This window comes from Calothrix sp. 336/3 (assembly GCF_000734895.2).
Classification (GTDB): domain Bacteria; phylum Cyanobacteriota; class Cyanobacteriia; order Cyanobacteriales; family Nostocaceae; genus 336-3.
In genome coordinates, this window is sequence record NZ_CP011382.1 from 5,181,045 (window position 1) to 5,207,362 (window position 26,318).

Annotated in this window: 22 protein-coding genes; 14 read left to right on the top strand and 8 right to left on the bottom strand. The window is 39.1% G+C overall.

The genetic code is table 11. From position 1 onward, the window contains the following. Positions 1–34 precede the first annotated feature (34 nt). The 11 genes from IJ00_RS21605 to IJ00_RS21650 all read left to right on the top strand — a co-directional run bounded on the left by IJ00_RS21605 (position 35) and on the right by IJ00_RS21650 (position 11,790). A complete protein-coding gene (locus IJ00_RS21605; RefSeq protein ID WP_035156598.1) occupies positions 35–1,222 on the top strand; it encodes a glycosyltransferase in 1,188 nt (395 codons plus the stop codon). Next, complete coding sequence (locus tag IJ00_RS21610; protein ID WP_035156600.1) at positions 1,219–2,370, top strand: glycosyltransferase; 1,152 nt, start codon at positions 1,219–1,221, stop codon at positions 2,368–2,370. The genes IJ00_RS21605 and IJ00_RS21610 overlap by 4 nt, the downstream gene beginning before the upstream one ends. Before the next feature lie 15 nt (positions 2,371–2,385). After that, complete coding sequence (locus tag IJ00_RS21615) at positions 2,386–3,633, top strand: glycoside hydrolase family 5 protein (RefSeq protein ID WP_082127374.1); 1,248 nt, start codon at positions 2,386–2,388, stop codon at positions 3,631–3,633. Positions 3,634–3,643: 10 nt separating this feature from the next. Further along, positions 3,644–4,843 (top strand): glycosyltransferase, encoded by a 1,200-nt coding sequence (locus tag IJ00_RS21620; RefSeq protein ID WP_238178377.1) that lies wholly within the window; start codon positions 3,644–3,646, stop codon positions 4,841–4,843. 637 nt (positions 4,844–5,480) lie between these two features. Then, positions 5,481–5,831 carry a hypothetical protein gene (locus IJ00_RS28505; RefSeq protein WP_144416067.1) on the top strand — a complete coding sequence of 117 codons (351 nt, stop codon included), beginning with the start codon at positions 5,481–5,483 and terminating at the stop codon, positions 5,829–5,831. Positions 5,832–6,386: 555 nt separating this feature from the next. Next, positions 6,387–6,695 (top strand): DNA-binding transcriptional regulator, encoded by a 309-nt coding sequence (locus tag IJ00_RS21625; protein WP_035159452.1) that lies wholly within the window; start codon positions 6,387–6,389, stop codon positions 6,693–6,695. Between the two features lie 210 nt (positions 6,696–6,905). After that, the gene (locus IJ00_RS21630; protein ID WP_035156603.1) at positions 6,906–7,889 is read left to right on the top strand and encodes an alpha-ketoacid dehydrogenase subunit beta; all 984 of its coding nucleotides are present in this window, start codon (positions 6,906–6,908) and stop codon (positions 7,887–7,889) included. 156 nt (positions 7,890–8,045) lie between these two features. Further along, a complete protein-coding gene (gene secD / locus IJ00_RS21635; protein WP_035159453.1) occupies positions 8,046–9,488 on the top strand; it encodes a protein translocase subunit SecD in 1,443 nt (480 codons plus the stop codon). After that, positions 9,485–10,438, top strand: a complete 954-nt coding sequence (gene secF / locus IJ00_RS21640; protein ID WP_035156605.1) for a protein translocase subunit SecF — start codon at positions 9,485–9,487, stop codon at positions 10,436–10,438. The genes secD and secF overlap by 4 nt, the downstream gene beginning before the upstream one ends. 231 nt (positions 10,439–10,669) lie before the next feature. Then, entirely contained in the window at positions 10,670–11,056 is a 387-nt protein-coding gene (locus tag IJ00_RS21645) for a hypothetical protein (RefSeq protein ID WP_035156607.1), read from the top strand. Between the two features lie 266 nt (positions 11,057–11,322). After that, positions 11,323–11,790 carry a GNAT family N-acetyltransferase gene (locus IJ00_RS21650; protein ID WP_035156610.1) on the top strand — a complete coding sequence of 156 codons (468 nt, stop codon included), beginning with the start codon at positions 11,323–11,325 and terminating at the stop codon, positions 11,788–11,790. On the opposite strand, the gene IJ00_RS21655 is transcribed toward IJ00_RS21650, so the two are convergent. The 3 genes from IJ00_RS21655 to IJ00_RS21665 all read right to left on the bottom strand — a co-directional run bounded on the left by IJ00_RS21655 (position 11,762) and on the right by IJ00_RS21665 (position 14,118). Beyond that, a complete protein-coding gene (locus IJ00_RS21655) occupies positions 11,762–12,685 on the bottom strand; it encodes a sensor histidine kinase KdpD (RefSeq protein WP_035156613.1) in 924 nt (307 codons plus the stop codon). The genes IJ00_RS21650 and IJ00_RS21655 overlap by 29 nt on opposite strands. A gap of 301 nt (positions 12,686–12,986) precedes the next feature. Beyond that, complete coding sequence (locus IJ00_RS21660; protein ID WP_035156615.1) at positions 12,987–13,574, bottom strand: L-threonylcarbamoyladenylate synthase; 588 nt, start codon at positions 13,572–13,574, stop codon at positions 12,987–12,989. 19 nt (positions 13,575–13,593) lie between these two features. Then, on the bottom strand, positions 13,594–14,118 hold the full coding sequence (locus IJ00_RS21665) for a phosphoribosyltransferase (RefSeq protein ID WP_035156617.1): 525 nt from the start codon (positions 14,116–14,118) through the stop codon (positions 13,594–13,596). Between the two features lie 67 nt (positions 14,119–14,185). Here IJ00_RS21665 and IJ00_RS21670 point away from each other — a divergent pair, with 67 nt between their 5' ends. The 3 genes from IJ00_RS21670 (at position 14,186) to IJ00_RS21680 (ending at position 19,621) form a co-directional block, all read left to right on the top strand. Continuing rightward, on the top strand, positions 14,186–15,637 hold the full coding sequence (locus tag IJ00_RS21670) for an MFS transporter (protein ID WP_035156619.1): 1,452 nt from the start codon (positions 14,186–14,188) through the stop codon (positions 15,635–15,637). A 647-nt stretch (positions 15,638–16,284) separates the two neighbouring features. Continuing rightward, positions 16,285–18,108, top strand: a complete 1,824-nt coding sequence (locus tag IJ00_RS21675) for a cyclase family protein (RefSeq protein ID WP_035156621.1) — start codon at positions 16,285–16,287, stop codon at positions 18,106–18,108. Positions 18,109–18,274: 166 nt separating this feature from the next. After that, a complete protein-coding gene (locus IJ00_RS21680) occupies positions 18,275–19,621 on the top strand; it encodes an NAD(P)/FAD-dependent oxidoreductase (RefSeq protein WP_035156623.1) in 1,347 nt (448 codons plus the stop codon). Between the two features lie 167 nt (positions 19,622–19,788). On the opposite strand, the gene IJ00_RS21685 is transcribed toward IJ00_RS21680, so the two are convergent. The 5 genes from IJ00_RS21685 to IJ00_RS21705 all read right to left on the bottom strand — a co-directional run bounded on the left by IJ00_RS21685 (position 19,789) and on the right by IJ00_RS21705 (position 25,686). Then, positions 19,789–20,175 carry a lysozyme inhibitor LprI family protein gene (locus tag IJ00_RS21685; RefSeq protein ID WP_035156626.1) on the bottom strand — a complete coding sequence of 129 codons (387 nt, stop codon included), beginning with the start codon at positions 20,173–20,175 and terminating at the stop codon, positions 19,789–19,791. A 73-nt stretch (positions 20,176–20,248) separates the two neighbouring features. Further along, positions 20,249–20,761, bottom strand: a complete 513-nt coding sequence (locus IJ00_RS21690) for a dihydrofolate reductase family protein (protein WP_035156629.1) — start codon at positions 20,759–20,761, stop codon at positions 20,249–20,251. A 142-nt stretch (positions 20,762–20,903) separates the two neighbouring features. Further along, positions 20,904–21,299 (bottom strand): hypothetical protein, encoded by a 396-nt coding sequence (locus IJ00_RS21695; protein WP_035156632.1) that lies wholly within the window; start codon positions 21,297–21,299, stop codon positions 20,904–20,906. A gap of 80 nt (positions 21,300–21,379) precedes the next feature. Next, positions 21,380–22,525 (bottom strand): hybrid sensor histidine kinase/response regulator, encoded by a 1,146-nt coding sequence (locus IJ00_RS21700; RefSeq protein WP_035156634.1) that lies wholly within the window; start codon positions 22,523–22,525, stop codon positions 21,380–21,382. 11 nt (positions 22,526–22,536) lie between these two features. Further along, the gene (locus IJ00_RS21705) at positions 22,537–25,686 is read right to left on the bottom strand and encodes a PAS domain S-box protein (protein WP_035156635.1); all 3,150 of its coding nucleotides are present in this window, start codon (positions 25,684–25,686) and stop codon (positions 22,537–22,539) included. Positions 25,687–26,318 lie beyond the last annotated feature (632 nt).

Consider the following 26,318-nt stretch of genomic DNA (forward strand, 5'->3'; position numbering starts at 1 on the left):
ATTGAAGATATCGCTGTTTAACTTACTAATAATTATGAAAATAACTGTAATTTGTCACGACGTTCCCTATCCTGCTATCCATGGAGGTAGAGTGGATATGTGGCACCGTATCAAAGCTTTAGCCAAACTAGATGTAGAAATACAATTAATTTGTTGGCATAAAGAAGCTTTACTAGCAAAAGATATACAGGTAATTAATGAATATGTTGATAGCTTTCATCATATTCAATATGAATCAGGAGTTTTTGCTTTATTATTCAAGTTCTGGAGTCTACGCAAATTTCCTCTAGAAATAGCCTCGCGAATTATTTCTGGAAAGAAGCTAGAATATCTTATTTCTCAAGTTGAAAAATTTCAGCCAGACATTATCTGGTTAGATGGAATTCATGGTGGAGAATTAGCTAAAACTTTAGCTCAAAAACTCAATATACCTTTAGTGACGCGATGTCATAATATTGAGCATATTTATAATCAAAAATTATATGCATCAGCAACTGGTATGGGTAAGCTGAAAAAATATTTATCAACTTTACATTTAGAAGAATATGAAAAGAATATCCTGCGAATAAGTCACCAATTTTATGATATATCAAATGATGATTTACAATTTTGGCAACAACAAGGATTCCATAATGGAAATTACTTGCCACCCATCCTTGATGTGAGTTCTGAAAATGATGTTGCAGATATTAATAATTCTCTGATTCCATCTGAATATGACATCATTTTTATGGGTAATCTCTACACCCATAATAACGTTGCTGGGGTATCTTGGTTTTTAAGCGAAGTCTTGCCAATCGTCAGAAAAACGCTACCTGATATCAAAGTTTTAATTGCTGGCTCTAAACCTACCGCTACAATTTTAGAAATCTGTAATCAAGTCAAAGTCAGTTTAAAAATTAACCCAATTTCAACTACCGAAATCTACAATTCAGGAAACATATTTATCAATCCAGTTTTAACAGGTAGTGGAGTTAGTATTAAATCTATCGAAATGTTGAGCTATGGAAAGCCAATTATTTCTACCAATCAAGGGATTGCGGGATTACCAACAGAACTCAAGCAATATTTTACAGTTGCTAATAATGCCATTGATTTTGCTGACAAAATCTTGTATCACTACAATAATTTATCTGTTCAAAAACTCAATATAGAACCCAAAGTGATATCTGAATATTTGGGAATTGAAGTCATTAAAAAACTTTTATCTAATTTGCCATGAAAATTCTGTACTTAACAACTGTTTTACCCAGTGGCAAAACAACAGGTGGAGAGATTGCTTCTCAAACATTTATCGATGCATTAATAGAATTAGGACATGATGTTTTAGTTCTGGGATATCAGCGCATAGGAGATAGAAAGCATCCCAAAGATAACGAAATAATTGTTGGCGATCGCCACATCGAAACTTCCACATCTAAGTATTATCCAATTCTATGGATGGGAGTCAGTTTTCTGCGTCATCTTCCCTACTCCGCAGCTAAATATTATTCCCAAAAATATCTGCAAAAAATTCATCAACTAACACACCAGCAAGCATTCGATATAATTATTATCGATCACGCTCAATTATCATGGGTAATTCCCCATATAAATCACCAACAACAGATAATTCTAGTTGCTCATAATATCGAGCATGAGGTATATCAAAAACAATTATTAAAATCTCAAAATATTCTGAAAAGATTCATTATAGAAAGAGAATCAAACCTCATCCAGAAAATAGAAAATAAATTAGCTACAATAGCAAAAAAAGTATGGACTATTAATCAGCATGATTATGATTACTTTCAGAAAATAAATTCTGATACTCAACAGTTTCATCTTCCTTTAAAATTAATCTCTACCTCAGATAAAAGCACTAAAACTAATTACGATATTGCCATAATTGGAACTTGGACATGGCAAGCAAATCATCTAGGTTTAGAATGGTTTTTTCAGTCAGTTTATCCTCTTATTCCGGAACATTTTACTATTCATGTTGCTGGTAAAGGTGCAAATTGGCTAATCAATAAATATCCTAATGTTAATTACCATGGCTTTGTAGAAAATTCTCAACTCTTCATGCTACAAGCAAAAGTTATTGCTATTCCTTCCGTCAGTGGTACCGGTATACAGATTAAGACATTAGACGCGATCGCCACAGCTAAACCCATTGTCGCAACCTCCCTTGCTTTAAGAGGAATTGTTGATTATCCATCTAGTGTTCAATCAGTAGAAACACCAGAAGAATTTGCTGCCAAATTATGTCATCTTTTAGCTTATAACTCAGATACTTTAGATGATTTATTCACAGAAAGTCATCAATGGGTAGAAAAACGCCAAAAATCTTTTCTTGGTGCTGTGCAATCCTCTGTTGAAATCATTTAATTGGTTGTGTAGGAAATGAGAAAAATAAAATATCGCTTCCAAGATATCTATGCAAGATTTTTGTTGACTATCAATTTCTGTCAACATATTTATCAAAAAACAAAAAAATATCTTTTTTATGTCTTGATTTTAGTAACTATAATTTTGCTATCTTCTCAAGATTCTATTGTTGCTAATAATTTATTTTCTCGAAAACATACTAATGATAATAATATTTATCCTCCATTCGTAACCTATAAAAATCAAATTATTGATAATAAAAAACATCCAATAATTTTACGTGGTATTAACTGGTTTGGCATGGAAATTAATACCCATGTTCCCCATGGTTTATGGGTGAGAGACTATAAAGAAATGTTGGCACAAATTAAAAGCTTAGGATATAACTTCATTCGCTTGCCATATTCTCTCGAAGGAATACGCTCCCAAAACATCAGTGGTGTAGATTTTACAATTGGTGCAAACAAAGAATTAAAAAATAAAACACCCTTGGAAGTAATGGATTTAATTATTCAAGAAGCACAACGCCAAGGGATATTTATTTTACTCGACAGTCATTGTTTAAAGGATAGTCATATTGGAGAATTATGGTATGGAGATGGCTTTACAGAAAAAGATTGGATTGATACTTGGGTAATGTTAGCCAAGCGTTATCGCAAGTATAAGAATGTCATTGGTGCTGACTTGAAAAATGAACCCCATGGTAGTGCTAGTTGGGGAACAAACGAGAAAAAAACGGATTGGAGATTAGCTGCTCAACGTGCTGGCAATCAAATTCTTCACGTCAATCCTCACTGGTTAATAGTAGTAGAAGGTGTCGAAAAAAACGTCCCCAATCAAAAACAGTTTGGTTATTTATGGGGTGCTAATTTAGAAGGTGTGCGTCAATATCCAGTAAATTTAAATAGAAAAAATCAGCTAGTTTATTCTCCCCACGAATATGGTTTATCAGAATATGCTTGGTTCTCAGATACAAACTTTCCTAAAAATTTATCTCAACGCTGGGAAGTCGCTTTTAACTATATTTCGACTCAAAAAATTGCTCCTATCCTAATTGGAGAGTTTGGTGGCTACTATGTTGATAATCTTACAAAAGAAGGAGTGTGGCAACAAAAAATTGTCAATTTTATCGCGCAGAAAAAACTAAGTTTTGCCTATTGGAGCTGGAACCCTAATAGTAAAGGTACTGGTGGAATTTTACAAGATGATTGGCGCAATATTAATCTCCCCAAACAGCAGCTATTAAATAAAATCTTGAAATAATTCAAAATATATGCATAATTCTGTAAATATGACAAACTGGAATGATATTGACAATTTGACAATTAAGACAAGAGATCAAGGAAGACAACAACCAAGAATATTAGTTATGTCTATGCGGGGCTTATATTCAGAAGCATTTCGTTCGGCTGAATATGAGTTTGAAGATATAATTTGTAACTTTGATCATGCAGAATTAATGACACCAACTCCTAATGTGAGTTTACCCAATTCTGTCAAAAAGAAAATATTTAATTATGTCGGCTTAAATCTTAAAAAATCTCACCTACTCAAATCTCATTGTCACGATTTAGAAATTAATCAAGAGTATGATTTATTCTTCTTTGTTTGTCAGCATTTTTGGGATTTATCTTGTTTGAATTCAATTCATAAATGGCGCGATAAATGTAAAAAAGCAGTTTTATGGATAGATGAAATTTGGTTTAAAGAATTAAAAGATAATAAAACAAAACTCTGCTTTGATTTAGTTAAAGAATTTGACTATATCTTTACAACTCAAAGTGGGAGTGTAGAAGGAATTTCGCGTGTAACTAAATGTCCTGCTTATTCCTTACCCTACGGAGTTGATACCATTAAATTTTGTCCTTATCCCCAAATTGTTAAACGTAATATCGATGTTTATAGTATTGGTAGGCGTTCAGTATCTATTCATCAAGATTTACTAGAGTTGTCGAAAAGTAAAAAACTATTTTATGTCTATGATACCCTTAAGGGTTTAAATATGTGCGACTATCAAGAACATCGCCATTTATATATCCAGATGATTCAACATAGTCGGTATTTTATTGCCCATAAAGCTAAATTTGATGCTCATAAGCAAACAGGGGGTCAGGAAGAATTAGGTTCTCGCTTTTTTGAAGGTGCAGCAGCAGGAGCAGTGATGATAGGAACTCCTCCCGAATGTGAAGCTTTTCAAAGACATTTTGACTGGTCAGATGCAGTTATTCCTATTTCTGGAAATTCTCCTAGTATCAGAGATATTATTCAAGAATTGGATGCTCATCCTCAAAAAGCCATAGCTATTAGAAAAAACAATATCATTAATTCTCTCTTACGCCATGATTGGGTGTACCGTTGGGAAGCCATTTTAGAGAAAGTTGGTTTAAATATAACGCCTGCAATGAATAAAAGAAAGCTATATCTCAGTAATTTAGCCACATTAGTTGCAGACTCTCAAATAGATTTGTCATAATTTTGTGATTTTTGCATTAGATGTCAAAAGGACTATGAGGACTTACATAAAAGTACCCTTGGCAATGGTAATATTATCCTGAAAAAGCTGCTCTGCATCTACATAGATTGCAACTACATGAAAATAGTGGTTTTGGCTATTATTTGTGTAAACCATGACTATACTGTTGCGATTTTATCTGAGAAAATTACACCCTAATTGTATCTTGCACAATTCAACCTAGCTCCTATACTGGTATAGTAAGTATCTCGTATTCTGAAAAGCAATTATAACAGATAAACTATCAGTTGAAATAGGAAAAAAGTCATAACAGAACTGTGACTTTAGGGCTAATTTTGTTATAGATATTCATGACTTTATGTACATAATAAAATTACTTAAATCATGACTTTATTCTCATGTCATAGTTAAATAAAGTCTTTTACAGTAGATTTACTTGAATCAACCAAACTTACTTATACGCAATTCAAAAATAGCAAAGTATTGTATAAGACAATCAGATTCAGTAAAGATACTACGAAACTATAAAGATAATTTCATACTGAATATTGATATTCGGAGCAACTACCATTTATCTGATTGAACCATGAGTGAGGTTTGCAAGTAAAAAATACCAACTCAATGAGGTTGTAGGATCGTGAAACGTCAAATTTTTGCACTTCTGATGGCACTTCCCCTGGGGACTGTATCCTTGCTTCCAGAATCAGCATCAGCAACCGAGATGTATTCCCAATTTAACTCTACCCATAATTCACCTATAGTTGTTGCTCAACGACGGGAAGAGTATCGAGGTAGAGACAACAGAGGGAATAGAGACAACAGAGGTGATAGATACAACAGAAGTGACAGATACAACAGGACTGACAGATACAACAGAGGTGATAGATACAACAGATATGGTCACAGAATGTGGGTGAAAGGTCATTGGGAAAGAAACCGCTATGGTCGCCGTATATGGGTTCCAGGTCACTGGGTTTATCGTCGTTAAGAATGGAAACATTTCAACTTTGTAGTTAAAACTTTTCCAGGGTGAACCCGTATTACCGAATTACTGAGTAGTGCTTTTTCAGTAACATAATATACGTATCCGCAAATTAGCATCAAAACCTTGCACAGTAGGTTCAAAGCCTAAATTTTCGGATAAGTCTAATCTTTTACCCGACACCCGACAAGCTCAAATGCCCCAGGTTGATTACCTGCGGGCTTTTTGTCTAGGAAGTGGCACTGAAGAATATAGGAATTTACATAAGTCTTCGACTTTGCTCAGACTGATACCGAGGAAAGTTGAAGTGCAACAGAGGTTTTCCTTAATTTTTATGAGGGGAATTTTTAAGACTTGGGATACGCCTAGCACTTGACCAGAAAAATTAAATTTATCATGAAGTCTTTCTCCGCGATCGCCCGGAAACTCAAGATATCTTGTTTGCCAGATGCCGCGCGATCGCTTATAAAATTAATATAGTTAATAACTTATTTTCGGTTGGCATTTTTACTCAAATCAAAATAAATGTATTCAAATATTTTTGCAAGGGAGCATGGCGGTATGGATATGCAAGTCCTGAGAGAACGTGCGGGACTTAGTCGTGCAGAGGTTGCCTTTAGGCTTGCAATCAGCGAAACAAGTGTTCGTAACTGGGAAGCAGGACGTACTGAACCGACAATGACACCGAAAAAGTACTTAGAGGCAATCAGGTTATTTAAATGCACACCAGAAGAACTAGCCGCAGCCAGTGAAAAATCTATTAATCAAAGACATAAACGCAAACCTGGTAGACCAAGAAGATTTCCCAATAACCCACTTCCTACAGTTGCTCAAGTGCCTCAGGTGGTTGATGCATCGGTTTGTGGATAAGCAATATTACATATTTTCCAAAATTTAGTGTAACTTTTACCACCTTCACTAAATCACAATTGCATCAGGAAATCGTCCCGATAGTCATTTTTTGTGTCTTTGGCTTCTAGACAACTCATATCTTTTATGCAAGTCGTGCCATTCTGCACCGTATTTGCTACGGATGCGCGATAAGATTCTAAAACAAGAATCGCATGATTTTAAAGTCTAATGGCAGAAACACTATTCTTCAACGCTCTGCGGGAAGCCATTGATGAGGAAATGGCACGGGACTCCACTGTATTTGTTTTGGGGGAAGATGTAGGACATTATGGGGGTTCCTACAAAGTTACCAAAGACTTATGTCAGAAATATGGAGACCTCCGCGTACTCGATACTCCCATTGCCGAAAATAGTTTTACAGGTTTGGCTGTGGGAGCCGCGATGACGGGTTTACGTCCGATTATCGAAGGGATGAACATGGGCTTTTTGCTCCTTGCCTTCAATCAAATTTCTAACAACGCTGGGATGCTGCGTTATACCTCTGGCGGAAACTTTAAGATTCCGATGGTAATTCGTGGTCCTGGTGGGGTTGGTAGACAGTTAGGTGCGGAACATTCCCAACGTTTGGAAGCCTATTTTCAAGCTGTACCAGGGTTGAAAATCGTGGCTTGTTCTACCCCATACAATGCAAAAGGGCTGTTGAAGTCTGCCATCCGTGATGATAACCCTGTACTGTTCTTTGAACACGTTTTACTTTACAACCTGAAAGAAGATTTGCCAGAGGAAGAATATCTTGTACCCCTGGATAAGGCAGAGGTTGTACGTCGAGGTAAGGACGTAACAATTCTTACCTATTCTCGGATGCGTCATCATGTGATGCAAGCGGTAAAAACCTTAGAAAAGCAAGGGTATGACCCAGAAGTCATTGATTTGATTTCCTTGAAACCCTTAGATTTTGATACCATAGGTGCATCAGTACGAAAAACCCACAAGGTGATCATTGTGGAAGAGTGTATGCGTACAGGTGGTATTGGAGCAGAATTAGTTGCTTCGATTAATGACCGTTTGTTTGATGAGTTAGATGCACCAGTCTTGCGTTTATCTTCCCAGGACATTCCCACACCTTACAATGGAGCCTTGGAAAGACTGACTATTGTTCAACCAGAGCAAATTGTGGAAGCTGTGGAGAAAATGATAGCTTTGCGAGTTTAGGTAAGTGCTGAGTACTGGGAGGGGAAGGAAGAGCGGGGAATGATTGATGCTGCTTCGCTGATTCTTCCTGACTCAGTACTGGCAATCCTTATCTTTAGTTCTAAACAATACCCACCAAAGAGCGCTATTATAGCGTTTGTCGCAGAGAGTGATGGTATGCAAAGACAGCGATCGCTTTTATTTTTAATTGTATTTTTAGTCATCTCCGCCATTGCGGTGTTGGCTATACCTCCTTTTCGTTTACCTCTCAAGTTAGGTTTAGACTTGCGAGGTGGTTCTCAATTAACTATTCAGGTGAAATTACCGGAAACGATTAAGAACCCTGAAGAAAAAAAATTTAAACTGGATTCAGTGAAAACAGTTATTGATAACCGTATCAATGCTTTGGGTGTGTCAGAACCCTTAGTTTCCACTGTGGGAGAAGACCAAATTCTTGTACAGTTACCAGGTGTCAGCGATCCTCAAGAAGCAGAACGAGTATTGGGGGGAACCGCAGAACTGGATTTTCGCCAAGAAAATTTTGAACAACGTGCTTTAGCTTCCGTCAGACAGCAGGAACTAGCACAGTTACTGGTGAAACAGGAAGAAATAGAGAAGAAAGGTGATCAAGCAGCGATCGCCCAATTGAAAACTCAAATTGCTGCCAAAGAAAAGGAATTTACCGAAGTTTCCGAGAAACTATTCGACAAAACCGAACTAACTGGTAAATACCTACGAGCAGCTAACCCCGCACCTAGTCCTGCGGGAGATGGTTGGGTGGTAACCTTGCAATTTGACGACAAAGGGGGCAAACTGTTTGCTGACCTGAGCAAGAAAGCAGCCACCGATGGTACTCGTTTAGGTATCTTTTTAGATAACAAGCTTATCAGTGCCCCAGTGGTAGGTGCTCAATACAAAGATACTGGCATTGCCGGCGGTCAAGCAGAAATTTCGGGAACCTTTGATTCTAAATCAGCGAGGGAATTAGCCCTACAATTGCAAGGTGGTGCCTTGCCTGTTCCTGTACAAATCGTGGAAAACCGTACAATTGGTGCATCCTTGGGTAAAGATAGTATCCAAAGCAGTATCTATGCGGGTGTGGGTGGTTTAACTCTCGTCTTTATCTTCATGGTCTGGTACTATCGCTTACCAGGGATGATTGCTAACATTGCTCTGATTATCTATGCTTTGTTAACAATGGCAGCCTTTGCCCTTCTCGGTGTCACCCTTACCTTGCCAGGGATTGCAGGTTTTATTCTCAGCATTGGTATGGCTGTGGATGCTAACGTGTTAATTTTTGAACGAACTAGGGAAGAATTACGCGCCGGCAAAAGCCTCTATCGTTCCGTGGAATCAGGTTTTTATCGAGCTTTCTCCAGTATCTTGGATAGTAACGTTACTACCTGGATTGCCTGTTTCTTCTTATACATCTTAGGTGGTTCCGGTTTAGTCAAAGGCTTTGCTGTTACTCTGGCTTTGGGTGTGGCTGTCAGTATGTTTACGGCTGTTACCTGTAGTAGGACGCTGATGTTTCTCGCCATATCCATCAACAATCTACGCAAACCAGAGCTATACTGTCCAAACCTGCCAACGGTGAATAAGGCGGAGGTGGCACAATGAAATTAAGTATCAATAAATCTCGGAAGTTGTGGTGGTTAATCTCTTCCGTCGTGATTTTAGCTGGCGTAGTTGCTATGGTGATTTCCTGGCAAAACCCGGCAATTCGTGCGCCCCTACGTCCCGGCTTAGATTTTATCGGTGGTACAAGGTTACAGTTTGAACGAGATTGTACTAAACCAGGGAACTGTGATACACCCATTGATATCAACGCAATTCGCGATATCGCCAAAGCTCAGGGGTTGGGTGATAGTAGTATTCAGGTAATTGAGAATAACGGTTTATCGATTCGTACCAAGGATTTGGATGTGGAACCGCGTACCCAACTACAAAAAGCCATTGTAGAAAAAATGGGTATAGTTGACCCCCAGAAGACTCAAATTGATACTGTGGGACCCACCTTTGGACAACAATTATTTATCAAGGGTTTAATTGCCCTATTTTTGTCATTCCTTGGTATCGTTGTTTATCTGACTTTCCGCTTTCAATTAGACTATGCAATTTTGGCTATCATTGCTCTGTTGCATGATGTTCTAGTTACGGTGGGGATTTTTGCGATTTTAGGCTTAGTTTTTGGTACGGAAGTTGATAGTTTGTTTATCGTCGCGTTGTTAACGATTACAGGGTTCTCGGTGAATGACACGGTGGTAATTTATGACCGGATTCGGGAAACTTTAACTGTGAATGGCGATCGCCCATTTAGTGACATCGTTGATGATGCGGTGAATCAAACCTTGGGACGTTCTATCAACACTACCCTCACCACTTTGCTCACCTTGGTAGCGATATTTTTATTTGGTGGCGAAACCTTGAGGAACTTTGCTCTATCTTTAATCATCGGTTTTGTCATGGGAGCATATTCCAGTATTTTTATCGCTAGCACTTTACTTGTTTGGTGGCGTGAACGTCAAGGAACAGGTAAATTGACTGCGACTGCTGATTCTAGTCAGTAAGCAGGAACTTGTTAAAATCCCAACCTTGAGATACCTGATTTTTGCCAAAAGTCGGGTATCTCATACCAATTCGTAATTCGTAATGCTCCCTGCTCCCTTCCGGAGAGCTAACCCTAACAGAATGAAGAAATCTAGTTACAGTGATACTTTCGTCAATTCCATTTGTAGCTGGATTTTAGATAATTGGTATCAGTGCTTCCTTAATCCTGAGTTGAAAATTCACAGAACCCTATGGATGAAGTTGATAAACAGACAGATCCAGTATTTGCTCAACAAGTACAAAAGCTGCATCGTTTAACTGTCATCAGTCGCTGGTTGGTTGTTTGTTTGTTGTGGTTAACTATTGGTTCTTGGTGTTTGTGGAATTTACGGGAAGAAATGGCGATTTGGCGACAATATTTTACTTGGACATCTGTACGCTACAGTTTATATTTCCATCCTTTTGCAGCTTTTGGTCTAGCTTTTTGTATTGGGATGACAGTTGCTGTCTTAGTTTGGCAAAGTCGTAATATTTTATGGGGTATACCGAAGACAGATTTAGAACACTTGGAAAAACTAGTTTGTAAAATTCGCCAACAGGGTGCAAGTCATCCTTTATGGAAATGGGTATGTCAGTAGGAAGGGAAAAGTTTTATTAGTAGTCATCTAGAAACTGGCAATTTTTCAACTTTTTGTGTAAGGTAGTATGCTTTTTTTCGTGAAATGATAATGATAGAATCGCCGAGATTAGCAAATTTAAATTGATAGGTAAGGGGAATGTAGAGCTATTAAATTTGCATCTATTAAAATCAGCAAATTCTTAAAATCACAATGTCAATTTTTATAAATTTTTGTAATATTATTTATATATTTAAATAGAAGCTTGAATAATTAAAATTTTTATCATGGATGCTCAGATTCAGTTTAGCGATCGCCAGTCGGATATTGACTTCTACCAACTACAACAACTATTTAATATATCGGCTTTCTGGGCACAAGAACGGAATCTAGAAGATTTGCGTCTTGCTGTGACGAACAGCGATCCAGTGGTGACAGTTTGGAAACATCAAAGATTAATCGGTTTTGCGAGAGCAACTTCTGATTGTGTCTATCGAGCCACCATTTGGGATGTGATTATTCATCCAGAATACCGTGGCTTGGGCTTAGGTAGTAAGTTAGTTGAAACTGTGCTCAGTCATCCTCGTATCCATCGAGTCGAACGTGTGTATTTAATGACAACCCATCAACAGGACTTTTATCAAAAAATTGGTTTTCAAGTTAATTCTAGTACGACGATGGTGCTGTACAACCAATCACAGATTCAACCCTTACCTGTGAATGAAACTAAGCTTCCGGAGTCAATCGGGGGATAGATATTTGCAGACGGGAGAGGTTTGGCGTACTTTGTTGTTTTTCTGGAACTGCAACTAATTCCAACTTCCCACCCATTGTTTCCAAAAGTGTTTGATTGATAAATAGCTTCATTCCTGGTGAGATACTATCTTTATAGGAAGCTTCTGGGGATAGGGGTATAGGTGATTTGAGTAAATCTATCGGTTCACTATCGGGGATTGTGGTCAAAGGGACATCAAAGTAAATATATGCAAACTTATCTTCGGTATTTGTGGCTGCGGAAATCTGAATATTACCTGCTTCTATCATGGCGATCGTACTGTCAAGTTGGCTGACTAGTACTTGTCGTAACCATTTTGGATCTGCCAAAATATAAACTTCTGGGTCTAATGCAGACATTTTCAGGGGAAAGTTGCGATTTTCCGCCAACATATAGGTCATATCATACACCTCTTGGAGGACATGAGCTAGAGATAGCGGTTGAATATCTAATTTGTTTACCCCATATTCAATTCTGGCAACACCGAGAATTTCATCAATTAACTTTAATAATTTTAAAGCTCGCTCATGGGCTTGGGCGACAAATTCTCTTTCTTCTGCTGGGTCTTCACAGAGGTCTGACAAAATTAACTGATGTAAACCAATTAAACCATTTAATGGCGATCGCAGTACATGGGTAGTTCGGGCTAAAAATCCTGATTTGAATTGTCCCATTTGCTCTGCCATATGGTAAGCAAGTTGGATATTTTTTATCTGCTGTTGAAGAACTTCTAAATTCTCTGGGTTGTCTGTTGTTTTGACAGTTAATTCTTCCGACTGTAATTGCTGCTGAGTTTTTGGTCTACTTAATAATTTTTGAAAACTCACTCCCACTACCAGTCCGATTCCGAGATATACCCAATTACTCAAATTCATAAAATTTAGATGCAATCTTAACTTGTTAAGTGACCATGAAAAACTAAGACAATGTTCCAGAGTAGGGAAAGATAATCAATTCTCCACTCTGGAAAAAACACCAACTAACCTGATGTTTTAGACAAAATTATGTATCGAATTATGACAGTAGATAGCTAAAAACCCTGACCCATCACCACTGCGCAAGAGTTAAAAAAAGAAATTTTTTATACTCAGCACTCAACAGTATAGCAAACATCTATCCCTCAGCTTTTTCAGTGACATAGATCACAGGGTAGATACATCCTTAGATACAAATTTTTTAGTAGGGAAACAGGACAGCACCTTGACGCAGTACTTGCCAATCCCTACCAGTCCATTTAACAACAGTGGAAGGTTGTCCCCCAGGTTTTTCTGATGCACACTCAACCTCTGATAAAGTTAAAACATCGGGAAACTGTGTAGTGATTTCTGGTATCCGTAATAAAGCTGGTTGACCCGATAAATTAGCACTAGTGGTGGCGAGGGGAGTTGTAGCGGTCAAAATTTTGCGGGCGATCGCGCTATTAGGTACACGAATACCGATAGTTGTCGGATCCAGAGGATTCATGGACGGTGGAACCCTAGAAGATGCGGGTAAAACTAAGGTGAGCGCACCGGGGAAGTACTCATCTGCAACTTGTTGCCAAAGTGATAATTCTGCCTGAGTACCCTGGACAAAATCCCATAAATCACTGGCGATCGCTGCCATAAGAATTAGGGGTTTATCTTGACTCCGTTGTTTGGCAGTATAAATTAAATCTGCACATTCTGGCAAAGCAGCTAAAGCTGGTACTGTATCCGTAGGAAAGCTGACTAATTTCCCCGCAACAGCACCGACAACAAGTTGTTCTAAAGAAACTTGAGGCATTACCTTTGACCTTTTTCCTTCACACTTTTATTTGTTGACCATACTTGATCGCCAAATCTGCTGGTTTCGTAAACTCATAATTTTCAAAGGGTTGATGAATCCAGGGGTTATCAACCAGATAGTCAACATAAAAATCTGGTGCTATAACTGAACAGGCTTTATACCAGATGACGGCGGTACGGATTTCTATTGTCTGATCACCAGCATATTTCCTCAGCCAGGGAATAGTTTCCTGGAGGGTGATTCCAGAATCTACCAAATCATCAACTAACAGAATTCGAGAATTGAGAGTTTCTGTAGTCATAGTGATGTGCTGGGAGAAGAGGAGATTATCCCTTTCTTGTTTACCCGCACCACTGTAAGATGAAGTAGCTAAAATTGCTAAAGGTTTGTGGTATATACGGGAAAGAATATCCCCCACCCTTAATCCTCCTCTAGCGAGACAGACAATTTGGTTAAACTCCCACCCAGATTGATAAATCTGAGCAGCCAGTTGTTCTATTTTTTGGTGATAATCTGACCAAGAAACGTAAAGGTCTGGCATGGGGAAAAAATATATATAACTCAACTGGATAGCAAACTTTCTATCTTAATACGAAACAAAAGGTAATATGAACAACTCGGGTGCTGATAGTTACCCTGAACCCCAAATAACTAGTGAGAAATTAGACTTCACAACTAAGCTAGCTTTTGGTGCAGGAGATTTGGGAACGGCAATTTCTGCAATGATTTTAATATCATACCTGTCTCCTTTCCTGACAGATGTCGCGGGCTTAAACCCCCAACTTGCGGGAACAACTCGTTTGGTGGGAAGTGTGTGGGATGCAGTCAACGATCCGATGGTGGGAGTATTGAGCGATCGCACTTCCTCGCAACAGGGAAGACGTTACCCGTGGATGATTTGGGGTGCGGTTCCCTTTGGGTTATTTTTCCTGCTGCAATGGATTGTCCCCCCCTTTGCTAGTAATGGTGATGGGAATCAGTGGAGTTTATTTTGGTATTACACTATCATTTCTATTCTCTTCAATACTTTTTATACCATTGTTAATTTGCCCTACACCGCTCTGACTGCGGAACTTACCCAAGACTACAACGAACGAACTAGCTTGAATAGCTTTCGCTTTGCTTTTTCCATTGGTGGCAGTATTTTTGCGATTCTCGTTGCTTTGGGAGTTTCCTTAGTCATTCCCCAGAATCTCAATCAGCAGTATTTAGTTTTGGGTGCTATCTGCGCGATCGTTTCCGTGGTTCCCTTATATTTATGTGTTTGGGGAACTAAAAAACGCTTCTTTGCAGTCACCAAGATACATCCAGAAACAGAAGCAAGTGTTTCTCTTCCCTTCCTGGAACAATTAAAAATTACTTTTACCAATCGTCCATTTTTATTTGTAGTTGGAATATACCTCTGTTCTTGGTTGAGTGTACAGTTAACTGCTGGGATTATTCCTTACTTTGTCGTCAGTTGGATGCGTTTACCCCAATGGCACGTTAGCACAGTGCTTTTGGCAGTTCAAGGAACAGCAATGTCCATGCTCTTTGTCTGGAGCGCTATTAGTCGTCGGGTAGGGAAAAAAGCTGTATATTACATGGGCATGAGTTTGTGGATTATTGCCCAATCTGGGTTATTTTTCCTCCAACCCAATCAGGTGGGATTGATGTATGTTTTGGCATTTATGGCAGGTTTTGGTGTGTCTACTGCATACTTGGTTCCTTGGTCAATGTTGCCAGATGTGATTGAATTAGATGAGTTACAAACTGGGCAACGTCGAGAGGGTATTTTTTACAGTTTGATGGTGTTTTTACAAAAGATTTGTTTAGGTATTGCTGTGAATTTAGTCTTACAAAGATTAGGAGCAGCAGGATATATTAAACCAACAGCAGGATTTCCCCCACCAATTCAACCCAATTCCGTATTAGATGTGATTCGGATTTCCATTGGACCATTACCAGCGATCGCCCTAATTATTGGTATCTTCCTCGCGTACTTTTATCCTATCACCAGGGAAATGCACGCTGAGATATTGTTAAAGCTGAAGGAAAGAAAAGAAAAGCTGGAAAATTAACCTGTTATGGGTATGGAGAAGCTCAGAATTTATTGTTGAAGAAAAGAGGCGCGATCGCGCCTTATTTGAATCAATCTTTAGTTAAGGATTGAATGAATTATCGTGGCGATACTTGGGTAAAGTATGGGCTAAATTTATGCTTGTTGGTTCGTTTGGAAATATTGATATTCAGATAGAGCTTTAAGCCTTTTCTGTATCAACAGCTACAAAAAAAGATGCGCTTACCCTACCCCGCATTACTCCAAGCCACCCAAAAACCTGGGAATGCTATGGGGGGTTTTAGCCCTGCTGTCAGACAGTGAATAATCCTATAGGATATTTCAGTGTAAATTATGGCTAAATTCTAGCTGTAGCAAATACATACTCCCCAAAGGCACGCCTAAATATCGGTGCTTGTGCCCAAATTTTCCAATATTTGCTAAAGATTCATTAAATCTTATTCAAATCTTAACTTCTAGCCTGTTAACTTATAAGTAATTCACTTTTTGCTGCAACATTTGACCCCCTCAGGATGTGGAATTTACCAATTTTGAGGGGATTATTTTGTCTGACATGCCACTATGAAACAAAATTCCCTTGGGATAGGGTTTGGGGTGTAGGGAACCCCGTTTATTTGATGAAACAAGTTTTTCCTGCCCCTAGACTCTATGAAACCTGATAATTGTGCATCCTCCTTCACCCTAGAAACCACGCAATCATATCTAGTTGATCAAGTTGCTCCCTACCGCAATCAGATGGATAGTCAACCAGAATTACTTTTACAAGGATTGCAGGGGTTGGGTAAGTTAGAATTGCTTGCCCTGCGAGTACCCCAAATTTGGGGAGGGAAACAAGTCAATGAGGCAACTTTTGGTGAATTTCAGGAATTAGTTGCCCGTTATTCTGGTGCATTGGCTTTTTTACAAACTCAGCATCAGAGTGCTGGGGGAATGTTGGCAGCAAGTAAGAATACTTGGCTTCAGGAAAAATATTTACCCCACATGGGTACGGGAAAGATTCTCCTGGGTGTGGGTTTTTCCCAATTACGACGGGTGAGTGAGTCTTTACCAAGCTCTTCCCTGAGTATCGCTCAACAAGTTGAGGGAGGGTATCAACTCAATGGAATCATACCCTGGATAACAGGTTGGGGATTATTTACGGAATTTATTGTCGCTGCTACCTTACCGGATGGTAAAGCAGTATTTGCGATCGCTCCCCTAAAAAATACTTACCAGCCTTCTGGAGGGGAAATTATCTTCTCTGCTGTGGCAGATTTAGCAGCCATGACGGCAACAAATACTGTCAGCGCAACCCTGAAAAATTTTTTCATTCCCGAAAAATATGTCGTGTCAGTACAACCTGCGGGATGGATTCACGAAAACGACAAAAAAAATGTTCTGCGGGCAACTTTCCTGGCTACTGGTTGCGCTCTGGCAGGTTTAGATATTATCGCAGCTGTTGCCCACAGTAAATCTCTACCCTTCATCCATGACAGCTTCAACTTATTACAGCAAGAGTTAACAGATTGTCGTGCGGCTATCCGTCACACTCAAACAGCATCCCCTAGTGATTCGGAAGCATCTCTGCAACTCCGTGCATGGGCAATTGATTTAGCTGCTCGTATCGCCCACGGTGCGGTAACAGTTTCTAGTGGAGCCGCAAATTATCAACACCACCATGCCCAAACTGTGTATAGAGAAGCACTAGTTCATACTGTCACAGGGCAAACAAGTCAAGTAATGCAAGCTACCCTCTCTCGCCTCACCCGTCCCCAGTCTTCACCCAGTAGCAAAACTATTACCTATTCCCGTGTAATTCACCTCAGCCACATTATCCATGAAAATATTCCCCAATGGATAGGAGACCCACCCGTTAAATTTATTACTGTCGCCCAGCGAGAAGCTCAGGGTTATTACTTACGCGGATTTTCTCTGGGAGAACATAGTGCTACACACATAAACGCTCCTCAAAGCTTCCATAGTGATGGTATCGGAATTGATGAATATCCAGCGACATCTTTAGTTTTACCTGCCATCGTGATTGATATCACAGACAAAACGAGCAGTAATCCTGACTATGCTTTGACAGTTGCAGATGTGATGCAATGGGAAAGCAAATATGGAAAAATTTCTCCCCAATCTTTAGTCTTGTTATATACTGGCTGGCAAAATAAATGGAACAACCCATCTGCTTTTATGAATCAAGATGCTGGGGGAATTTCTCATTTCCCTGGATTTAGTCAGGAAGTAACTCAATTTTTGCTAGAAGAAAGGCAGATTGCTGGTGTTGGGATTGATACCCATGGTGTGGAACCGGGAACAGACACAACCTTTAGTGTCAATCGTCTTTTATTATCAAAATCCAGCATAGTTTTAGAAAACTTAACCAATTTATCCGATTTACCTCCCCGTGAAATTACTTTATTTATAGGTATCTTAAGACTAAAAGGTGGCTCCGGCTCACCCGCAGCAGTGATGGCATTTATCCCCTAATGCTTGCCTTTAAAACAAAGAAATTTCACCAACTTAATTAATCACAAATCGTAACTTTGGTTAACTTTAGGATTTTTTCAATTGTTCAAAACCGCACTGCAAACCATTTTCTTGTTACATACTATTAAGAATAGTTACAGATTTCTTAATAAAGGAAATATTAGTTATGGTGGCTTCACTTGAGAATCATCAACGACATCAGGTTGTCATTGTTGGTGGTGGTTTTGGTGGATTGTATACAGCAAAAGCATTAGCAAAAGCAGATGTAGATGTAACTCTCATTGATAAGCGTAACTTCCATTTGTTTCAACCACTTTTATATCAAGTTGCTACAGGTACACTATCACCAGGTGATATTTCCTCACCATTACGAGCGGTACTCAGCAAAAGTAAGAATACAAAAGTGTTGCTGGGAGAAGTTAATGATATTAATCCCGAAACACAGCAGGTGATTATGGGTGATGAAACTGTACCCTATGACACATTAGTGATAGCAACAGGGGCAAACCATTCCTATTTTGGTAATGATTCCTGGAAAGATTTGGCTCCTGGGTTGAAAACGGTGGAAGATGCGATTGAAATGCGTCGCCGAATTTTTAGTGCATTTGAAGCAGCAGAAAAAGAAACGGATCCGGAAAAACGCCGTGCTTTGTTGACTTTTGTGATTGTAGGTGGTGGTCCAACTGGGGTAGAGTTATCAGGGGCGATCGCGGAGTTAGCATACAAAACTCTCCAAGAAGATTTCCGTAATATTGATACCTCAGAAACAAAAATTTTACTCTTACAAGGTGGCGATCGCATTCTCCCATTCCTAGCACCAGAATTATCGAAAGCAGCAGCAGAATCTTTAGGAAAGCTAGGTGTTGCCGTTCACACACAAACACGGGTAACAAATATTGAAAATGATATTGTCACCTTCAAGCAAGGGGATGAAATTCAAGAAGTTACCTCTAAAACTATATTATGGGCAGCCGGGATTCAAGCATCTGGAATCGGCAAAATTCTCGCAGAGCGTACAGGTGCAGAGTGCGATCGCGCTGGAAGAGTGATAGTAGAACAGAACTTGAGTATTAAGGGACATAAAAATATTTTCGTTGTCGGAGACTTAGCTCACTTCTCTCACCAAAACGATCAACCCCTTCCAGGAGTAGCACCAGTTGCTATCCAAGAAGGTGAATATGTTGCTAAGTTAATTCAAAAACGTCTGCAACGGAAAACTATGCCCGCATTTAAATACAATAATCATGGAAACCTAGCCATGATTGGACAAAATTCAGCCGTTGTCGATTTAGGTTCTATCCAGTTAACAGGATTTTTTGCCTGGATATTCTGGCTATTAATCCATATCTATTTCTTGATTGAATTTGACAACAAACTATTAGTTATGATTCAGTGGGCATGGAACTACCTCACCCGTAAACGTGGTTCGAGATTGATTACTGGTAAGGAGTCCCTAGAGTTAGCGAAAGCAATGACTCATCAACCAACCTTAGATACAACCGTCAAGGTTTAGTCCAGGTTATACAATTCCATAGAAGATAATATTTGGGCTGGTGCTATCAACTCGACTCCCAGGGCAGTTAGAATTAAAGCTCCATCTAGTACATTCCAGATGATTGTCAAGCGATACTCTTCAATTGACGCTTGTCAGCACCTGGTTTGACTTGTGGAATCAGATAATTAACGGTTTAAATAATTTTGCAAATCTTGCGATCGCTGTTTTGTGAGTCGCTCTAAGCAACCATTACGGAAAATTTCGTAACCTGTACCACCCCGTGAAGGATAAACTTCAAAATTACAATTATTGTCTCGAAACTTAATCCATGCTTGTTGACCAGTAACTAATAATTGTTTCTGCTCTCCTTTGATGTTTTTTAGCACTTGTTGATAGACAGTATTCAATTTTTTATCAGCTGCTGCATAACTCTGTTGTGAGCAAAATTTCAGTTCCACTGTTGTTACCGCTTTTTTACAATCCACCTTGGGTGTCTGGGCGATGCCCTGGTCAGAGACTATCGTCATGATAGATACTAGGATAAATAGGCATCCCACGGGTAATTTAGGCATTTGTCTTTGGTAATAATTACTACGGTTGTTATGATATAGCGAAGACGGACAAATTTTTCGTAATCATCTTTAATTACTTCATGACTGTATAGTGTATTTGCACTAAACCACTATCATATTTTTGGCTAGCATTTAATTTTAAATTGATTTGGTCAGGGGAATTAAGGAATAGTCTAATTCCTGTTCCTAAAATGATGGGATGAATGGAAAGAATAATTTCATCTATCAAATTAAGCTTTAAGAATTCATGAAAAATCTCTCCACCTCCCACCAACCAAATTCCCTTACTATTGGGGATAATGTTGGGAACAAAGTCAAGAAGATTTTGATTAATAAAAATTACATCTGGGTGGTTATATAGGTGAGGGCTGCGATGAAAAACATAAGCAGTTTTCCCAGGATAGGGATATTCCGGAAAAGTCAGAATTTGCTCATAGGTTTTTCTGCCCATCATGATAGTATCTATAGAGTCATAGAATTCTGTATATCCATAGTCAGCATCTGTAAATAGCCAATCAATTTCTCCGTTTTCTCTAGCAATAAAACCATCTAAACTAGAAGCAATAAATAAGGTGATTTTGCTCATTATGATGTGAGTAGTTATATCCAGATACGAATAGCGATCGCCAGGAAAATTTTCAGACTTATTCCTACCGCGATCGCTATCTATTAATCATAAATTATAATGTTCTGTTAAAACATCTTTAATTAATCAAATTATCATCTAATTATCTATTCGCATAAAGTAGACGATTTAAAATAGCTTGTCCATTTGGGTGATATATCTCTAAACGAATAGTCCGCGCATCATTAGGACGAAAAGTGACTCGGTATTGATATCCATCCTTATACCAAGTATATATTTGCCTTGCTTTTGTCCCAGAGATACGGGCTTCATCAGAGATATAAATTGATTGATTGGTTTGCAAATGAATGCGGTTAAAAGAGTATTCTCCATCATTATTTCTCAGTTCTACAGCCCATTTGCCATCACGGAAATAACCCGTAGGAAAGCTAAATCTTTGAGCAGGAGCTGCAACAACTGAATTACTCATAGCAATATCCGCAATTACAGGGCTGGAAATACCCAGAATTGCTGCGATGACAAAAGGTTTCATGTTCATAATCAATGTCGATAAAAGTTTGTTTGTAAATATATCTACAACACAACTAATATCGGTTCCACAAAATATTTATGGAGTTTTCAAGCAGATACAGGTAAAGTCACCTGTACAGTCATCTCCGAGTTGTCATGACTACGAATTGCCAATGTACCTCCAGATAAAGCAATCATTTTTTTGATTATGGCTAAACCTAATCCTAAACCCTGTTGCTCATAGGTTTGACGTTCAAACTGCATAAATGCCCCAATCTTATTGATTTGCTCTTCTGTCATACCTCGCCCCTTATTTGAGATGGATATATGAAGAGTATTATTTGCAGATTTGGCAGCTACCTTGACTGGAGTACCAGGTTCCGAGAATTTGAAAGCGTTATCTAATAATTCTTCTAGAATACAGAGCAAATTTTTACGATTAGCTTTCACCTGCGTATCTTCTAAGTGGCAAGATAAATCTTCTAAACGTTGGAAATTTTGGGCTTGGGTGTGAGCTGATTCTGTAATCACAGATTTGACTTCAATCACTTCTTCCTCAGATGCGATGGGGTTCATTGTGGACTCATCTGTGATATTTAACTCTAATTGCAAATAGCTTAAAAATCTTTGAGTTAATCGCTCTAATCTCAAAACTGAATTGCGAGCCATTTCCAGAAGCTCCTGAATCTCCTCCACACTCATGTCTTCGTAATATTCACTCAGCAACTCAATCGTTCCGAAAATTCCATTCACTGGGGTATTCAGTTCATGGGGAAGGGCACGCACTAAATTACCTCGTAAGTCATTTAAATTAGCCCGTAGTAGAGAAATGGTATTTTCTTGCAAGTGAGAAAAAGATTGTAAACTATCATACTGCTGTTTAATTCGCAGCATAGAATGAACTCTCGCCCTGAGTTCTAAACTGTTTACAGGTTTACTGATAAAGTCATCTGCCCCTGAGGACAAACATCGGGCGAGGTCTTCCTTGGCACTCAGTGCCGTCACCATAATGATAGGGACTGCCTGCCACTTGGGGTCAGCTTTGATACGACGACAGACTTCAATACCATCAATTTCTGGCATCATTACATCCAGCAAAATCACATCAGGCTGGAAAATGTCTAATTGCTCAAGTCCTTTGCGACCATTAGGTGCATAATGCAGGTCATAAATTTCGCTGTTGAGTAAGGTTTCAATCACATCGAAATTATCGGGTTCGTCATCAATGACTAAGATAGAAGGATTTTTCTGCATTATTTTGGTGATTAGTACAAAATGTTTTGAATGGTTGCCAGCAGCTGTTTAAGTCTGATAGGTTTAGATACGTATTCAGTAGCACCTGCCTGCAAACATTTTTCCCGATCTTCCGGCATTGCTAACGCGGTGAGTGCGATAATTGGAATATTCGCCAAAGATTCTTGGGCACGAATCCGACGAGTCGCTTCTAATCCGTCCATTCCCGGCATTTGGATATCCATCAAAATCATGTCAGGTAATTGAGCCTGAGCAATTTCGATAGCTTCCTTCCCATTATTCGCCACGATAAATCGATAACCGCGACTTTCTAAATAACTAGTAATTGTACTGATATTAGCCGGATTGTCTTCTGCGAGCAAAATTAAAGGTGCTGCTACTGGTTCTGAATCTGTAGTTGTATTACCAGATTGTCTAATTGCTGGCATAGAAGCCTCTGTTGTCAAGGAAGCTTCAAACCTCGGACTTATGGTAACTTTATTTATCGGTTTGTAAGGTAAGTGAGCTGTAAAGCAACTACCTTTACCTACCTCACTGGTGACAGAAACGTGACCACCATGTAAGTTAACAATACGCTTGACTAATGATAGTCCGAGTCCCGTACCAGCCTGTTGCCGATTTAAGCTGCTATCAATTTGTACAAAGGCTTGGAATAGATTCTTAATATTTTCCTCGGAAATACCAATACCGCTATCAATGACAGAAAAGCGGATAGAATCGCCGTTTTCTACAGGTTCTACCTTAACTTCTAAGATGATGTTTCCACCTTCCGGAGTGAATTTGACAGCATTATTTAGTAGATTAATTAATACTTGACGCATTCGGCGCTCGTCCAAAATCATATCTTGGAGATGAGCTTGGATATTAGTTTTTAAAGAAATCCGTTTCTGGAGTGCTTGTTGCTTAATAAAGGGTAAGCAAGAATCACAAAGATGGTTAATTGCCACAGGTTGTAATTCTAATTCGAGTTTGCCAGCTTCAATCTTGGCTAAGTCAAGCAGATCATTAATTAACTCTAGAAGATGTCTACCGCTACGTTCGATAGTTAATATCGCTTGTTTTTGTCGTTGGTTGAGAGTACCGAAGACTTCATCCTCCAAACCTTCGGACATGCCCAAAATGGCATTGAGTGGTGTCCTTAATTCGTGGCTCATGTTCGCCAGGAATTCATCTTTGAGACGAGTTGCTCTTGCTAGTTCAGCATTTGCTTGGGCAAGTTGTTCGTTACTTTGCTGGAGTTTTTGCTCCGCTTGCTTGCTATCGCTAATATCTTCGTAGGAACCGAGAATACCAATAACTTCTCCATTGGCATTATGCAGGGGAATTTTACTGGTGCGTAGCCAGATTTGGGAACCATCCTTGCGTTGTTGTACGGACTCAATATTCAGCTTGGGAGTTTTGGTAAGCATTACTGATTCGTCATCAGCATGGTAGTCGGGTGCTAATTCCTTCCAGCTCAGGGCAAAATCATCTAAACCAATAATTGCTTCTGGAGATTCCAACCCTGCATCACGGGCAAACATTTGGTTACAACCGAGAAAACGAAATTGACGATTTTTCCAAAAAATTCTTTGGGGAATAGTATCCAAAACGAGTTGTAGCATTTTGCGTGACTCATTGAGTTCTGCTTCTGCTTGCTTGCGACTAGTAATATCCCGAAAAATTCCCCGTGTAGCGATCGCCTTACCATCTTTCAACTGACAGTTGACATTCCCTTCTACAAGAATTTCTCTACCATCCTTCGCGATAAAGCAAATTTCCATACCTTGACAAGCGGTTCCATCTAACAATGCTTGCATCATTTCTTGGTAATGTGGGCGGCTATCTATATGGATAATGTCAAAGATAGAAAGCCATTGGATATCATCGTTGTCATATCCCAGGGTTTCCTGCCATGCTCTATTGACAAAGAGAATTTTTCCACTGGGGGAAACACTTTGGATTAAATCCATGGCATTATCAAAAAAGTCTTGTAATTGAGCTTCTCGCTTTTGTAATGCTGCGGTACGCTGTAATACACGCTTTTCTAAGTCTTGGTTGAGTTGTTGCAGTTTCAATTCTGCTTGCCGAAGTTCACTCAGGGCTGCCTGCTGTTCACTGATATCCGTAATTGTCCAGATATATCCAGCAATCTCTTCATCATCTCCCTTTTCTACGACTGCTTGCCCATGTACCCAGGTAATATGACCATCAGGTCTTTGAAATCGGTATTCTAGACGGAAAGGGTGATTTGTCTGAATTGTATGTTGCCATTCTGCCACGACCTTTTCTCGATCTTCTGAATAAAGTGCATGAATCCAACCGTTACCAAAAGCTTCTTCTCCACTTAGTCCAGTAATATCACTCCAACGGTCATTAACATAAAGACAGCTGCCTTGAGCATCGGTACGGAAAATTCCCACGGGTGCGCCTTCCACTAAGGATGCATAACGGCGTTGACTTTGGCGGAGAATTGCTTCTGTGCGTTTGCGTTCCTCTAGTTCTGCTTGCACTCGTTGACGCATACAAGCCGCAATCCGGGCAAATAAACTTTCCCTTTCAACTTGTTTTTCTAAAGCCATTGTGCGATTTCGCACTTGTAGTTCTAATTCTGTATTCAGGTTTTGGAGTAAATCTTGTTTTTCACTTTCTAATTGCGTGACTTTTTCTGTCAACGTCCCCATTGATGTATATATTTCCAGGGGATTCATGGCTTGTAGAATGCTTTTATCAGTCACCATACCCATCACCTGATTTTGCTCATTTATAATTGGCAAATGAGTGATGTGATGCTGTTGAAATAGGTTTAATACACTATAAAAATTAGTCAAATCAGAGTGTTGTATGGTGTGAACTGGGCTTGTCATCACAGTTGCGATCGCCATTCCCCTCACGGGTGTCTTGCCAGAACACAAGCGAACAACATCCCATTCTGTAAAAATACCGACTAATTGATGATTTTCAATAACCAAAACACTACTCGCACGATGAGATTCTACATTTGCCTGATTTGACAATGCAGCTTGGGCAGCACTCATGTGGGCGATCGCTGTCAAGATAGGTGTGTCTGGTGATACTATAAGCGGGTCTAAAATCATTGCTGACTTTAGATCAAACTCTGTGAGGATAGTAGGTGACATAGGAGAATGGTCAAAATAAGCTGTTGTGCTTACAGGTTGCATTGTGTTCATTAGGTGGATGAAGTCTTAAAGTTCTTTTGCCCTGCACCCTATCCCTCGGCTGCCTCAATGTGAATATTGTTATCACAACAGCTTAAAATCTTAAAATATTGAACTATCAGTATGAGTAAGTCGGCACAAATACAAATCCATTAAAGAATCTAAAACATATTAAATTCCTGCCGAAAGCCTGATTGTATAAGCTGAATTTAACGCTCTATACCTCTTTCACAGAGATAGCGCTTTTCGGACATACACTATGCAATTACATACCCTGTAGGCTTCAAAGCCGACTAACCTATTATTATTGTTCCCTTCAGGGAGAATTTTCTAACATAAATATCAGGTTGATTAGGAAAATCTTTTACTCTTTTTTTAGCTTCGCCATCAAATATAACTTCAAGAGAATCAAATTGTAGAGCTACTTGATAAAAATTGACCAAGTTTTTACAAATGAATAATTAGTAATACTGCCATTTCATCCGCTCTCCAGAATTACAAGAGGGATATCAAAACCATTCGCAATTCACAATGCCTTTTGCTCTCCACGGAAGAGCTTTCCGAACAGAGCGGCTTCGCTAACCTAACTATGCTTTGTAACGGGGATTTTACCCCGACGCTTCCTGAGATTGCCG

What these genes read in the sequence shown, in the direction of transcription:
- IJ00_RS21615 (WP_082127374.1), top strand. Translation starts at nt 2,386, where the DNA reads ATGAGAAAAATAAAATATCGCTTCCAAGATATCTATGCAAGATTTTTG.
- IJ00_RS21630 (WP_035156603.1), top strand. Translation starts at nt 6,906, where the DNA reads ATGGCAGAAACACTATTCTTCAACGCTCTGCGGGAAGCCATTGATGAG.
- IJ00_RS21605 (WP_035156598.1), top strand. Translation starts at nt 35, where the DNA reads ATGAAAATAACTGTAATTTGTCACGACGTTCCCTATCCTGCTATCCAT.
- IJ00_RS21690 (WP_035156629.1), bottom strand. Translation starts at nt 20,761, where the DNA reads ATGAGCAAAATCACCTTATTTATTGCTTCTAGTTTAGATGGTTTTATT.
- IJ00_RS21610 (WP_035156600.1), top strand. Translation starts at nt 1,219, where the DNA reads ATGAAAATTCTGTACTTAACAACTGTTTTACCCAGTGGCAAAACAACA.
- IJ00_RS21625 (WP_035159452.1), top strand. Translation starts at nt 6,387, where the DNA reads ATGGATATGCAAGTCCTGAGAGAACGTGCGGGACTTAGTCGTGCAGAG.
- secF (WP_035156605.1), top strand. Translation starts at nt 9,485, where the DNA reads ATGAAATTAAGTATCAATAAATCTCGGAAGTTGTGGTGGTTAATCTCT.
- IJ00_RS21650 (WP_035156610.1), top strand. Translation starts at nt 11,323, where the DNA reads ATGGATGCTCAGATTCAGTTTAGCGATCGCCAGTCGGATATTGACTTC.
- IJ00_RS21680 (WP_035156623.1), top strand. Translation starts at nt 18,275, where the DNA reads ATGGTGGCTTCACTTGAGAATCATCAACGACATCAGGTTGTCATTGTT.
- IJ00_RS21620 (WP_238178377.1), top strand. Translation starts at nt 3,644, where the DNA reads ATGCATAATTCTGTAAATATGACAAACTGGAATGATATTGACAATTTG.
- IJ00_RS21660 (WP_035156615.1), bottom strand. Translation starts at nt 13,574, where the DNA reads ATGCCTCAAGTTTCTTTAGAACAACTTGTTGTCGGTGCTGTTGCGGGG.
- IJ00_RS21700 (WP_035156634.1), bottom strand. Translation starts at nt 22,525, where the DNA reads ATGCAGAAAAATCCTTCTATCTTAGTCATTGATGACGAACCCGATAAT.
- IJ00_RS21665 (WP_035156617.1), bottom strand. Translation starts at nt 14,118, where the DNA reads ATGCCAGACCTTTACGTTTCTTGGTCAGATTATCACCAAAAAATAGAA.
- secD (WP_035159453.1), top strand. Translation starts at nt 8,046, where the DNA reads ATGCAAAGACAGCGATCGCTTTTATTTTTAATTGTATTTTTAGTCATC.
- IJ00_RS21655 (WP_035156613.1), bottom strand. Translation starts at nt 12,685, where the DNA reads ATGAATTTGAGTAATTGGGTATATCTCGGAATCGGACTGGTAGTGGGA.
- IJ00_RS21685 (WP_035156626.1), bottom strand. Translation starts at nt 20,175, where the DNA reads ATGCCTAAATTACCCGTGGGATGCCTATTTATCCTAGTATCTATCATG.
- IJ00_RS21675 (WP_035156621.1), top strand. Translation starts at nt 16,285, where the DNA reads ATGAAACCTGATAATTGTGCATCCTCCTTCACCCTAGAAACCACGCAA.
- IJ00_RS21670 (WP_035156619.1), top strand. Translation starts at nt 14,186, where the DNA reads ATGAACAACTCGGGTGCTGATAGTTACCCTGAACCCCAAATAACTAGT.
- IJ00_RS21695 (WP_035156632.1), bottom strand. Translation starts at nt 21,299, where the DNA reads ATGAACATGAAACCTTTTGTCATCGCAGCAATTCTGGGTATTTCCAGC.
- IJ00_RS21705 (WP_035156635.1), bottom strand. Translation starts at nt 25,686, where the DNA reads ATGCAACCTGTAAGCACAACAGCTTATTTTGACCATTCTCCTATGTCA.
- IJ00_RS21645 (WP_035156607.1), top strand. Translation starts at nt 10,670, where the DNA reads ATGGATGAAGTTGATAAACAGACAGATCCAGTATTTGCTCAACAAGTA.